The organism is Candidatus Sphingomonas colombiensis, assembly GCA_029202845.1.
GTDB classification, from domain to species: Bacteria; Pseudomonadota; Alphaproteobacteria; order Sphingomonadales; family Sphingomonadaceae; genus Sphingomonas; species Sphingomonas colombiensis.
The window spans coordinates 1,920,056-1,932,736 of sequence record CP119315.1; the positions used below are offsets into that span (position 1 = coordinate 1,920,056).

General features: G+C 64.5%; 13 protein-coding genes. 3 read left to right on the top strand and 10 right to left on the bottom strand.

Annotation, left to right across the window (positions count from 1 at the left end):
- Window positions 1-64: 64 nt before the first annotated feature.
- Complete coding sequence (gene bamD / locus P0Y64_09185) at window positions 65-997, bottom strand: outer membrane protein assembly factor BamD (protein ID WEK41613.1); 933 nt, start codon at window positions 995-997, stop codon at window positions 65-67.
- A gap of 101 nt (window positions 998-1,098) precedes the next feature.
- Between bamD and P0Y64_09190 the strand changes: the two genes are divergently transcribed.
- On the top strand, window positions 1,099-1,941 hold the full coding sequence (locus tag P0Y64_09190; protein WEK41614.1) for a class I mannose-6-phosphate isomerase: 843 nt from the start codon (window positions 1,099-1,101) through the stop codon (window positions 1,939-1,941).
- A gap of 143 nt (window positions 1,942-2,084) precedes the next feature.
- A complete protein-coding gene (locus P0Y64_09195; protein ID WEK41615.1) occupies window positions 2,085-2,732 on the top strand; it encodes a PEPxxWA-CTERM sorting domain-containing protein in 648 nt (215 codons plus the stop codon).
- A gap of 238 nt (window positions 2,733-2,970) precedes the next feature.
- Here the strand turns inward: P0Y64_09195 and P0Y64_09200 are convergent, their stop codons facing one another.
- From P0Y64_09200 to aroQ, 9 genes are all read right to left on the bottom strand, one after another.
- A complete protein-coding gene (locus P0Y64_09200) occupies window positions 2,971-3,519 on the bottom strand; it encodes a hypothetical protein (GenBank protein ID WEK41616.1) in 549 nt (182 codons plus the stop codon).
- On the bottom strand, window positions 3,516-5,723 hold the full coding sequence (gene purL, locus P0Y64_09205; GenBank protein ID WEK41617.1) for a phosphoribosylformylglycinamidine synthase subunit PurL: 2,208 nt from the start codon (window positions 5,721-5,723) through the stop codon (window positions 3,516-3,518). The genes P0Y64_09200 and purL overlap by 4 nt, the downstream gene beginning before the upstream one ends.
- Window positions 5,724-5,830: 107 nt before the next feature.
- Window positions 5,831-7,258 (bottom strand): phospholipase D-like domain-containing protein, encoded by a 1,428-nt coding sequence (locus P0Y64_09210; protein WEK41618.1) that lies wholly within the window; start codon window positions 7,256-7,258, stop codon window positions 5,831-5,833.
- Window positions 7,255-7,575, bottom strand: coding sequence for an arsenate reductase (glutaredoxin) (locus P0Y64_09215; GenBank protein WEK41619.1), 321 nt, complete (start codon window positions 7,573-7,575; stop codon window positions 7,255-7,257). Before P0Y64_09215 ends, P0Y64_09210 begins: the two co-directional genes overlap by 4 nt.
- A 9-nt stretch (window positions 7,576-7,584) precedes the next feature.
- Window positions 7,585-8,274, bottom strand: a complete 690-nt coding sequence (locus tag P0Y64_09220; protein ID WEK41620.1) for a hypothetical protein — start codon at window positions 8,272-8,274, stop codon at window positions 7,585-7,587.
- 97 nt (window positions 8,275-8,371) lie between these two features.
- Window positions 8,372-9,193: a PEPxxWA-CTERM sorting domain-containing protein gene (locus tag P0Y64_09225; protein WEK41621.1), complete on the bottom strand. Its 822-nt coding sequence runs from the start codon at window positions 9,191-9,193 to the stop codon at window positions 8,372-8,374.
- The gene (gene accC, locus P0Y64_09230) at window positions 9,172-10,521 is read right to left on the bottom strand and encodes an acetyl-CoA carboxylase biotin carboxylase subunit (GenBank protein WEK41622.1); all 1,350 of its coding nucleotides are present in this window, start codon (window positions 10,519-10,521) and stop codon (window positions 9,172-9,174) included. Before accC ends, P0Y64_09225 begins: the two co-directional genes overlap by 22 nt.
- Before the next feature lie 80 nt (window positions 10,522-10,601).
- Entirely contained in the window at window positions 10,602-11,084 is a 483-nt protein-coding gene (gene accB, locus P0Y64_09235; protein WEK41623.1) for an acetyl-CoA carboxylase biotin carboxyl carrier protein, read from the bottom strand.
- 41 nt (window positions 11,085-11,125) lie between these two features.
- Entirely contained in the window at window positions 11,126-11,560 is a 435-nt protein-coding gene (aroQ, locus tag P0Y64_09240) for a type II 3-dehydroquinate dehydratase (GenBank protein WEK41624.1), read from the bottom strand.
- Window positions 11,561-11,634: 74 nt separating this feature from the next.
- Between aroQ and thiS the strand changes: the two genes are divergently transcribed.
- Window positions 11,635-12,630 carry a sulfur carrier protein ThiS gene (gene thiS, locus P0Y64_09245; protein WEK41625.1) on the top strand — a complete coding sequence of 332 codons (996 nt, stop codon included), beginning with the start codon at window positions 11,635-11,637 and terminating at the stop codon, window positions 12,628-12,630.
- Window positions 12,631-12,681: the final 51 nt, after the last annotated feature.

Genomic DNA, 12,681 nt, shown 5'->3' on the forward strand with positions numbered 1-12,681 from the left:
GCGCGCGCGCCGACCCGGCGAAAGGCCATACCGGGCGGCAACGATCCGCGCCCGGATCATGCCATCAGTTTCCCGGCGTGGCGGAAGACGGGCTTGCCGCCGTCGGCTTGCCGGGTGTTTCCACCGCCGGGGCGGCGGATGGCGCGGCGGTGCCCGGCGTCGCGGCCGGCGTGGTTGCCACCGGCACGATCGGCTGGCCGGGAGCAATCGGCGCGATCGTAGCGGGCGGATATTCCTTCACCAGCTTGAAGGCGCGCGCATACCAATCGGTGCCGGGATAGTTCGCGCCGAGCACGGCGGCGGATTTCTCCGCCTCGTTGCGCACGCCGAGCGCCAGATAGGTTTCGGTCAGCCGCATCAGCGCCTCGGGCGTATGCGTCGTGGTCTGATATTCGTCGATCACCTTGCGGAAGCGCAGCGTCGCCGCGAGCCACTGGCCGCGCCGTTCGTAGAAGCGGCCGATCTCCATTTCCTTGCCCGCGAGGTGATCGCGGACCAGATCGACCTTCAGCCGCGCATCGGCGGCGTAGCGCGAATTGGGATAGCGGCGGATCAGCTCGCCCAACGCATCCTGCGCCTGGGAACTGATCTTCTGATCGCGGGTGACGTCGCTGATCTGCTCATAATAGCACAGCGCGATCAGGTAATAAGCGTAAGGCGCATCCTTGTTGCCGGGATGGACCGAGATGAACCGCTGCGCAGACTGGATCGAATCCGTATAGCTGCGCGCGAGATAATGGCTGAACGCGCCCATCAGCTGCGCACGGCGCGCCCAGATCGAATAGGGGTGCTGCCGCTCCACTTCATCGAACAGCGCGGCGGCTTCCTTGTAGCGATGCTGATCGAGCCGATTCTTCGCAGCCGTGTAGAGCGTACCCACGTCGCGCGCGACATAGGGCAGATCGCCCTTGGCGCGATTGCGGGCGCAGCCGGCGATCGGAATGGCGAGAGCGGCGACCAGCGCCAATGCCAGCGGACGAGAAAAATGGGTACGCATCTATAACGCCTTTAGCCTATGCCCGCCGCCGCGAACAACGGGGAAACGCATTCAATGCGACGTGCGTTGAATGCCGACGATCGAGCTATTCGGAGACGGACATGACTGCGACCTTGCTGGCGACCAAGCGCGTCGAAAAGCCATGGGGCCGCGATCACCTTTATCCCGGCTTTCCGGACCCGGTGCCGGGCGGAAAGCCGATCGGCGAAGTGTGGTTTCAGTCGCCGCATCCCTATGAGCCGGAATTGCTGATCAAATATCTGTTCACGAGCGAAAAACTGTCGGTGCAGGATCATCCGTCCGACGCCGAGGCGCGGGCGCGCGGCTTGCCGCGCGGCAAGGACGAATGCTGGGTAGTCCTTGCCGCCGAGCCCGATTCGACGATCGCAATCGGGCCAAAGGCGCCGCTGACGGCGGAAGAACTGCGCGCGAGCGCACTCGACGGAACGATCGAGGGCAAGCTCGACTGGAAGCCGGTGAAGGCGGGCGATTTCTATTATTCGCATTCCGGGGTGATCCACGCGATCGGCGCGGGGCTGACCGTTATCGAAGTGCAGCAGAATGCCGACGTTACCTATCGCCTGTATGATTACGGCCGGGGGCGTGAATTGCATCTGGATGATGGCGTCGCGGTGGCGGATCTCAACCCATGGTCTCCACCGCCGATGCCCGGCGAGGTGTCGCCCGGCCGCACGATTCTGGTCGAAGGGCCGAAATTCGTGCTGGAGCGGTGGAGCGGCGGTAATCGAGATATTGCATTGCCGGACGGGGAATCGGGCTGGCTGGTGCCCATCGCCGGTTCCGGCGTGATCGGCGGGGTCGCGTGGCGGGCCGGCGAATGCGTGATGGTGTCCGGGGCCGAGGAACTGCACGCCGAAGCGGGGAGCGACCTGTTGTTCGCTTATCCGGGGACACGGCGGATGGCGGCGGCATCCGTCGCGTAAACGCACCGTCCCGAAACAGGATTCGCTTTGGAAATCGCCAAGTGAATGAAACGTTAGGACCGGCTAGACAACCACCAAATATCAATAAGCGGTATTACGGTGTTGGTCGCTGGCTTTGACTATCTGAAATCGGGAGATTGGGGATGATTATTAAATTCGGCGGAGCGGCAGCTCTTGCTCTTTCGGCGCTGACTGTTGCCATGCCGGCAAGTGCTGCAGTGACGGTCGGCGGCTTTACGTTGACGGCTAATGATTCATTCGGCGGCCAGAATGGCGTCCACTCGAACGGCACGCAGAGCGGCAACACGATTTACGGAAACGTCAATGGTGTATCCGGTAACGCGGGAGACGTCACCTTCACGTCGACCAATGCGCTGTCGATCACCGGCAAGGGTGAGGCCACCGTCCAGGGCGCGATAACCAATCTGGATGTGTTGTTCGGCTCTGCGTGGGACAACCTCACCTTCTCCTTCGCAAACATGAAGAAGGGGAGCGACAACACCTTCACCATGCTGGTGAATGGAATCGCGCTGTTTGATTCGTCGAATTGCTCCATCTGCACGGTGACGGGTTCGGGCCAGAACAAGTTCACGCTGGCCGGCACGGGCATTTACGACGTCGCGTTCAACTTCAACCCGGGGATTGGAACCGCGAAGCAATTCCGCGTTGAGGGTTTGAGCAGCGCGGGCGTTCCCGAACCGGCAACCTGGGCCCTGATGATCATGGGCTTTGGTGCTGTTGGCGGCATGTTGCGTTCGCGCCGGCGGGGTGCGGTCCGCTTCGCCGCCTGATCGGTTGCGTCTATCTATTGAAGAAACGAGGCGCCGGTTGGAAACAGCCGGCGCCTTTTTCGTGGGACGGGGTTTTGCTCGGGCCGCGTCAGGGCGACCGTTTCGTTCGCAAGCCGTGCGCGCCTGATTTTGTTTCACGGGTGGTTGAAGACAGGGTGCGATGAAGAATCGCCCTGTCATGTCATTGCCCGCGCTGTACTGTTATGATGCTCGCCACCACATTGAGTGGAGGCCGGCGCTATTTGCCCGACGCCTTTTCGAACATTTCCAGCCGCTCGCGATCTTCGTTCGTGACGAATTCGCACGCCAGCATCGTCCTGCCCTTCAGTCCGCGTCCTTGCCGCGCGACGATCGAGACGAGGCCCATGTCCTTCATCGGCTGCTCCGCGTCCGGCAGGACACGTGAGAAGCCGACGGAGGATGCGCCGAGCAGATGCGTCTTTTCCGGCGTGAGGTGATAGGTTTCCGCAAGCTGCGCCGCCACTTCGCCCGCGATCAGCACGCCATATGCGGAGCCCGCGAACAGCACGTCCTGCGTGGTGAAACCGTCGCGCGTGATCGGCGCGGGAAGGTGATAGATCGCCCCGCCAAGCCCTGACGTGTCATGCTTCCCCAGCTTTTCCGCCGCATGATAAAGCGCGGTGGCGCCGTCGAACGAATAAGGCGGCTGGCAGATCGCGCCGCCGAAGAAATCGGGCTCCGCCGCTTCCTGCGCGCTTGCTGGCATCGCCATGCCAGCGAGCGCGAGCGCCGCGAGCATGGCGATGCGGCGCGCGAGAGGCCTCATGCCGTGGCCATCAGCTTCGGGAAGAAGCCTTCATGCGCCTCACGCAGCGTTTCCAGCGCCACCACGTCATCGCGATTGGGGCGTTCGAAGATCAGGCGCTTGCCGCCGGTGCGGCCGAGCGGCTCGGCTTCTACGCCTGCCTCATGCGCGGCGGCCAGGAAATCGGCCAGCGAATGATCGTGGACGGTCACGACATAGACGCCCTGATCCTCCGCGAAGAACGATTCGGCGCAACCGAACGGCTGCTTGCGGTCGATCATCGCACCCATATCGCCCGCGAGCGCCATCTCAGCGAGCGTCACCGCGATGCCCCCGTCGGACACGTCGTGCACCGCCGAAAGCTGGCCCGACTGAATCCCGGCGCGGATCAGATCGCCCGTCGCCTTTTCGCGCGCGAGATCGACGCGCGGCGGCGGGCCTTCCTCGCGGCCATGGCATTCGCGCAGCCACAGGCTCTGCCCGAGATGGCCGTGGCGGGTGCCGACGGCGAGGATCACGTCGCCCGATCCCTTGAAGGCGATCGTCGCGGATTTGGTCCAGTCTTGCAGGATGCCGACGCCACCGATCGCGGGCGTCGGCAGGATCGCCGATCCGCCGCCGGTCGCCTTGCTCTCGTTGTAAAGGCTGACGTTGCCCGACACGATCGGGTAGTCCAGCGCGCGACAGGCGTCGCCCATGCCTTCGAGGCAGCCGACGATCTGGCCCATGATCTCGGGCCGCTGCGGATTGGCGAAATTCAGGCAATTGGTAATGGCGAGCGGGGTCGCGCCCACCGCCGTCAGGTTGCGCCACGTCTCGGCGACCGCCTGCTTGCCGCCCTCCACCGGGTCCGCGAAGCAATAGCGCGGGGTGCAATCGGTGGTGATCGCGAGCCCCTTGGCGGTGCCGTGGACGCGCACCACCGCGGCGTCGCCACCGGGGCGCTGCGACGTGTCCGCGCCGACCATGTGATCGTATTGCTCCCAGATCCAGCGGCGGCTGGCGATATCCGGCGAGCCCATCAGCGTCACCAGATCGGCGGCGATATCCTGCGTTTGCGGCACGTTCACCAGCGCCTTGGCCGGCGGGGTGGGCACGTGCGGGCGATCGTAGAGCGGCGCTTCGTCGGCGAGGGGCCCGAGCGGAATGTCGCATACGACATCGCCCTTCCACTTCAGCACCATGCGGCCGGTATCGGTGACATGACCGATCACCGCGAAATCCAGCTCCCACTTGCGGAAGATCGCCTCCGCCTCGGCCTCGCGACCGGGCTTCAGGACCATCAACATGCGCTCCTGCGATTCGGAGAGCATCATTTCATAGGGTGTCATGCCGGTTTCGCGCTGCGGCACGTCATCCATGATTAGTTCGATGCCGACACCGCCCTTCGACGCCATCTCGACGCTGGAGGAGGTGAGGCCGGCCGCGCCCATATCCTGAATCGCGACGATCGCGTCGGAGGACATCAGCTCAAGGCACGCTTCGATCAGCAGCTTTTCGGTGAAGGGATCGCCGACCTGCACCGTCGGGCGCTTGGCATCGGCATCCTCGCCGAAATCGGCGGAAGCCATGGTCGCGCCGTGGATGCCGTCGCGCCCCGTCTTGGAGCCGACATAGACGATCGGATTGCCGATGCCGGAAGCGGCCGAATAGAAAATCTTGTCGGTATCCGCGACGCCCACGGTCATCGCGTTGACGAGGATATTGCCGTCATAGGCCGGGTGGAAATTCACCTCGCCACCCACTGTCGGCACGCCGACGCAATTGCCATAGCCGCCGATGCCATGGACCACGCCGGAAATCAGGTGGCGCATCTTGGGGTGATCGGGCCGGCCGAAGCGCAGCGCGTTCATATTGGCGATCGGCCGCGCGCCCATCGTGAACACGTCGCGCAGGATGCCGCCGACGCCGGTCGCCGCGCCCTGATAGGGCTCGATGTAGCTCGGGTGGTTGTGGCTCTCCATCTTGAAGATGGCGGCTTGCCCATCGCCGATATCGATCACGCCGGCATTCTCGCCGGGGCCGCAGATCACCCAGGGCGCCTCGGTCGGCAGCTTCTTCAGGTGGATGCGGCTGGATTTGTAGCTGCAATGCTCGGACCACATCACCGAGAAGATGCCCAATTCCACCATATTCGGCTCGCGGCCGAGCGCGTGGAGGAGGCGGTCATATTCCTGCGGAGAGAGGCCGTGTTCGGCGACGATCTCGGGCGTGATCTGGCTCATGCCAGCGCCCTTAAGGCGCGAAGCCGGTTGGAACAACACCGGGATGGTGTGATCGATCGCCGAAACGGCCCGATCGCCGACAATTTCGGATGGGGATCGTGCTCCGGCTAATGTTTCCTGATGCGGCGCCCCAGCCGGCGCAGCAGCCCGCGCTTCGACAGCGGCTCGAACATTTCCGCCGGGCCTTCGGGATCGAGCACCTCATTGTCGGCGAGCCATTTCTTCACGCCGTCGAGATCGGGGACCCGATAAGGGATCAGCGACCGCCCCGCGCCGCGCAACGCCTCGATCGTGGCAATCAACCCCTTTTCGGCGATCGAGGCGGTAATTTCCGCCGGTTCGCGCCCAAGATGTTCCGCGACCAGCCCGTCGCGGATTTCGGCGATCCGCGGGCCGGTGTCGACAATTGTCACATCGCATTCGGTATCGAGCCGGAGCGAACGATTGTTGAAATTCGACGAGCCGACGCGGACCACTTCCTCATCGATTACCAGCACCTTGGCATGGACATAGATCGGCCGGCCCGACGCGGCGATCGGATGATACATGCGCAGCCGGTCATGCCGATCGTGCTGCTTCAGCGCCTGGAACAATCGCGCGCGCGCGGTGTCCATCGCGATCGGCTCCAGCCAGCCCTGCGCCACCACCGGGTTGATGATGACGATTTCCGGGCCATCCGGCTCGGCAAGCCGCGCCGCGATCGCCTCCGCGACGCGACGCGACGCGAAATACTGGCTTTCGGCGTAGATGCGTCGCTTTGCCCGCCGGATCAGATGAACGTAGAGCCGTTCGATCTCGTGAACCTCCGGCTGATCCGCATGATGCGGCTGGGTGCGTGAGATCGCGACATCGGTATCGATGAAATCGGGTGTCAGGCTGGGGGGCCAGCAATCATCGTGCTGCGGCGGCGCGGGAACGGTCGCGCCGCCCGCGATGCGCCAGCGATCGCGGCATAATTCACCGAGCGCGGCGGCGATTGGTCCCTCCAGCGCCGTCGTCGCATCATGCCACGGTTTATAGGGCTTGCCCCGCGGGGTGACGCGGTGCGGGTCGCCATCGCGATGGGCGCGGGTGTCCCAGCGTGCGTCCGTCATGTCGATCCCGCCGCAGAAGGCGATCGAATCGTCGATCACTACGATCTTCTGGTGCTGCGACGCGGCGATCGGATGGTGGTTATCGAGCTTCAGATGGATATTGCGCCTTGCAAACCGCCATTTGGTGAGCGTCCACAAGGTCTTGCCGCGAAATAGTGTCTTCAGTGCGCCCTTGTCCCAGCGCAGGATATAGACTTCCAGCCCCGGCGTGCGATCGACCAGCCAGCCGATGAATTCGCCCACCGTAACCGGAACACCGGGCTGGCCCTCGTCCCAGATCAGCCGGATACGGGCATCGAAATCCCAGCCGACCAGCAAAATCTGGTGTCGCGCCCGCTGCATCGCTTCCCATGCGGCGCGGAAATAATCGTCCGCGTCGATCACCACGGCCGCGCGAGCGGCACGCCTGACGCGCCAGCGGGTCGCGTCTGGAAGGTTCACAGAATCTCGTGCACGCGCTCGGGCGGGCGACCGATGACGACGCCCTTTTCGGTCTCGACCACCGGCCGTTCGATCAGCGCGGCATTCGCCGCCATTGCATCCAGCGCATCATCATTGCTGGCGAGCGCGGGCGCGTCCTTGCGCATCGCATCGCACGGCGCGATTCCGCCGCGCGCGTAGATGCGCGCCAGTTCGTCGCGCGTCGGCGGCGCCTTCAGATAGTCGATGATGCTAACATCTGCCCCGGCGGCGTTGAGCAGGGCGAGCGTCTCACGCGATTTCGAACAGCGCGGATTGTGCCAGATGGTTGCTTTCATGCCCTCTTTCTAAACAAGCCGGACGCGTGGTCCACCCTTCAGCGCCCGCGTCCGCGCGACCCAAAAGGCGAGCGCCGCAAGCAATCCATAAGCGACCAGCGCGAGCAAAGGTTGCGATGCCGGCACCGGATCGATCGGGGCGGTCGGCTGCGGCTGGAGCCAGTTGAACGCCTGCAGCGCGAACAGCGCGATGGTCAGCAGGGCGAGCGACAGGCGGCCGCCCGCGCCCTTTGTCTCGGTGCGGCTGGCGTAGAACAGCAGCGCGCCGCCGGTCAGCACAAGTTCCAGCGGCATCTCGATCGCCGGATGATTCCAAAGCGCCATGCCGTAGCGCGTGCCGCCCCCGAGCAGAGTCAGGTCGGGGGCGTGGACCAGCAGATCGAGCAGCCAGTGCGACGTCACCACCGCCGCGCCGATCGCGGCCGCCGGCCATCCGCCGCCCAGCAATCGCGTGCCGACCGCCCATGCCGCCGCAAAGCCCAGCGCGCCGATCAGGCTGTGGGTATAGGGCATGTCATAGAGGTCCATCGCGTTCATCGTCGTGAAGCCGGGCACGGCGCGCATATGCTCGACGCCGATCAGAACGAAGCTGAAGAAGGCGATGTCGACCAATTGGGCCGCGATGAACAGCGCGCCCAATCGCTGCGCTCTTGGGCTGCTCGCGGCGACGAGCGCCGGTGCGTAATGGCCAATGAACATGCGCTTTCCCCCTCCCGACGCCGGGGGTCGATCGTCGCTCAGCCCGGGCGGGGATGCAAGCGATCTCCCCCGGCCGCGGCGAGGCCGGGGAGGCGGGTCAGGCGAAGCGGACCGTTGCCGCGCGCCGACGACGCATCGCACCGCCGATCGCGCCGAAGCCGAGGATCATCAGCGCCCAGGTCGCGGGCTCTGGCACCCCGGCAGTGAACGCCTGAAAGCCGGAGATCGCATAATATTGATCCCCGTCGATCGCCGATAAACGGAATTGGTTGGTCGTGAAATTCGCCAATATCCCGCTGTCGCGCGTCATCAGGCCCCAGCCGCCGACCGTGCCGGCGGTGAATATCGACTGCCAGCCCGAGCCATTCCAATATTCGACGAGGTAGCTGTCGTTATTGTCGGCCTGAAGCACGAGATGATCGAAGGTGAAGCTCTGCGAGAGCTGCACCGTGATGTAATAAGGTGAAACGGTCTGCGTCTGATCCCACCAGAACGAGCCGTTGTTCCACTGCTGCCCATCGGGGGCGAGCGTGCTGCTGGCGATGCTGAGTATATTCGACGGCGTTGAGCCCGCTTCCCAGCCGGAACCTGCCCGCAGCACGCCGTCTCCGCCGGGCCAGCCGATCAAAATCCATTTTGTGGGTATCACATTCGCTGCGTTCGCCGCGCCGGGCAGTGCCGCCGCCATCAACGCCGTCGCTATCGAAGCCTTTAGTGCATTTCGCATACTCACCCCCTTGATCGAGCGATATGCGACCCCTTGCGCCGCGCCTTCGGTCAGGCGGCGGTCGTTCGTGAAATCAGGGTTAGCACAATCTTTCACCTCGCGCGAATTCTTCATCCGCGCGAGGTGGGTCATATTGGGGCGGTCGACCGGGGAAAGTCGCGGCAGGAATGCTATTCCTGCTTCGCCAGCCACTCCTCCAGCCACTTGATCGTATATTCGCCCTGCTGGAACTCAGGATCGTCGAGCAGCGCCTGATGCAGCGGGATGGTGGTCTTCATCCCGTCGATCACGAATTCCTCCAGCGCGCGGCGCAGCCGGCGCAGCGCGCCCTGACGGGTGGTGCCATAAACGATCAGCTTGGCGATCATGCTGTCGTAATAGGGCGGCACCTTATAGCCGGCGTACAGCCCCGAATCGACGCGCACATGCATCCCGCCCGGCGCGTGATATTGCTTCACCAGGCCGGGGGAGGGCGCGAAGGTGCGCGGATCTTCGGCGTTGATGCGGCATTCGATCGCATGGCCGCGGATCTGCACGTCCTGCTGACGCAACGTCAGCGGATGACCTTCGGCGATACGGATCTGTTCACGTACCAGATCGAGGCCCGTCACCATCTCGGTCACGGGATGTTCGACCTGCAGCCGGGTGTTCATCTCGATGAAGTAGAACGCGCCGTCTTCCCACAGAAATTCGATCGTACCGGCGCCGCGATAGCCCATGTCGGCCATCGCCTTGGCGACGATCCCGCCCATCCGATCGCGCTCGCTTTCGGAGATGACCGGGGAGGGGGCCTCTTCCAGCACCTTCTGATGGCGCCGCTGGAGCGAGCAATCGCGCTCGCCGAGATGGATCGCGTTGCCGTTGCCATCACCGAATACCTGAAATTCGATGTGGCGCGGGTTGCCGAGATATTTCTCCATATAGACGGTCGCGTCGCCGAACGCCGCCTTCGCCTCGCTGCCCGCTTGCTGCATCAGCGTTTCGAGCTGATCTTCGCTCGGCACCACCTTCATGCCGCGGCCGCCGCCGCCCGATGCGGCCTTGATCAGCACGGGATAGCCGATTTCGGCGGCAAGCTTCTTCGCTTCGTCGACATCGCTGATCGCGCCGTCGGAACCGGGAACGAGCGGCATGCCCAGCGCGCCGGCGGTGCGCTTGGCCTCCACCTTGTCGCCCATCGTGCGGATATGTTCGGGCTTCGGCCCGACGAAGATCAGCCCGTGCGCCTCGACGATCTCGGCGAACTTGGCGTTTTCGGAGAGGAAGCCGTAGCCCGGATGGATCGCGTCCGCACCGGAGATCTCGGCGGCGGAGATGATGTTCGGGATGTTGAGATAGCTTTCGGCGGCCGACGGCGGGCCGATGCAGATCGCCTCATCGGCGAGCCGCACATGCATCGCATCGGCATCGGCGGTCGAATGGACCGCGACCGTCTTGATGCCCATTTCGTGGCACGCGCGATGGATGCGGAGCGCGATCTCGCCGCGATTGGCGATCAGCAGTTTCTTGATCTGGGGCATTTTATGTTTCCTGACCGCACCAGCCCGCGCCCCGCCCCGGCGCACCGGAAACGGAACGGGCGGGCGCCGCGCGCATCTGTTTACTCGACGACGACCAGCGGCTGATCGAATTCGACCGGCTGGCCGTTTTCGACCAGTATCGCCTTTACCGTGCCGGTGCCGGGCGCGAGGATCGGGTTCATCACCTTCATCGCCTCGACGATCAGCAACGTGTCGCCGGTCTTAACCTGCGCGCCGACCGAAACGAATGGCGCTGCCGACGGATCGGCGGCGAGATAGACGGTGCCGACCATCGGCGAACGCACCGCATTGGCGTGGTTCGGCGCGGCCGGAGCCTCGGCGGCGGCGGGCGCTGCAACCGGCGCCATCGGTGCGGCGGCGGGCGCCGGAGCGTAATGCATCGCAGGCGCGGCCGCAGCGGCCTTGCGCGCGACGCGAATCTTGCGATCGCCTTCTTCCACCTCGATCTCAGTGAGGTGGGTCGCGTCGAGCAATTCGGCCAGCTGGCGGACCAGCCCGACATCGACCTTCATCGCGCCCTTGTTATCTTCGTTGTCAGCCATGTGACCAATTTTCCCCTGGGAATTTCAGGGCGCGCGCTCTGTCAGAACCGCGCCGCTGCTTCAAGCGCGAGCATATAGGACACGGCGCCGAAACCGGCGATCGTGCCCTTCGCCGCGCGCCCGACGAAAGAGATGTGGCGGAATTCCTCCCGCGTATGTGGATTGGACAGGTGCACCTCGATCACCGGCGTCCGCACCGACTTGATCGCGTCATACAGCGCGATCGAGCTGTGGGTGAAGGCTCCGGCGTTGAGGATCACGGCCTTTGCGCCGCTCGCCTGCGCCTCATGCAGCCAATCGACGAGATGCCCCTCGTGGTTCGATTGACGCATGTCGATTTCCAGCCCCAGTTCGCGTCCGCGATCCTCCATCCGCCCGGCGATATCGTCGAGCGTGTCATGGCCATAGATCTCCGGCTCGCGCGTGCCGAGCAGATTGAGGTTCGGGCCATTGAGGACATAGACGAGGCTGCTCATCGCGGCCCTTCTCGCATTGCCGAACGCCAAGCGCAACATTGCCCCTGTTGCGTGAGCGCCCTAGATGGCGCCGCATGACGCATATCGACGGCACTATCTCGATCACCGTGAACGGCGAGCATCGCCGCGTCGCGGCCGGCCTGACGCTCGCGGGCCTCGCCAATGAACTCGGCTTCGCCCCGGAAAAAGTGGCGGTGGAACGCAATCTGGAAGTCGTGCCGCGCTCCACGCTCGGTGCGGTGCATCTCGACGACGGCGACGAGCTGGAAATCGTCCATTTCGTTGGTGGTGGCGATCATGCCGACGACACGTGGACGGTGGCGGGGCGGACCTTCCGTTCGCGGCTGATCGTCGGCACCGGCAAATATAAGGATTTCGCGCAGAACGCCGCCGCGCTGGAAGCGTCCGGCGCGGAGATCGTCACGGTCGCGGTGCGTCGTGTGAACGTCAGCGATCCGAACGCGCCGATGCTGACCGATTTCATCGATCCGAAGAAGATCACATATCTGCCGAACACCGCCGGCTGCTTCACCGCCGATGATGCGATCCGCACGCTGCGGCTGGCGCGCGAGGCGGGCGGCTGGGATCTCGTTAAGCTGGAGGTGCTGGGCGAGGCGCGCACGCTTTATCCCGATATGGTGGAAACGCTGCGCGCGACGGAGGTGCTCGCGAAGGAGGGCTTCCTGCCGATGGTCTATTGCGTCGACGATCCCATCGCGGCGAAGCGGCTGGAGGATGCGGGCGCGGTTGCGATCATGCCGCTGGGCGCGCCGATCGGATCGGGCCTCGGCATCCAGAATGAAGTGACGATCCGATTGATCGTGGAGGGCGCGAAGGTGCCGGTGCTGGTCGATGCCGGCGTCGGTCAGGCGTCAGACGCGGCGCGCGCGATGGAGCTTGGCTGCGATGGCGTGCTGATGAACACCGCGATCGCCGAGGCGAAAGACCCCATATTGATGGCTGCCGCGATGAAGGCGGCGGTCGAGGCGGGGCGGTTGAGCTATCGCGCCGGCCGCATGGGCAAGCGCCGCTATGCCGATCCGTCCAGCCCGCTGGCCGGGCTGATCTGAGGAACCGGCCGCCGGTTGGTCCGTTGGTTTTCCACAGGTGCCGCACTCACG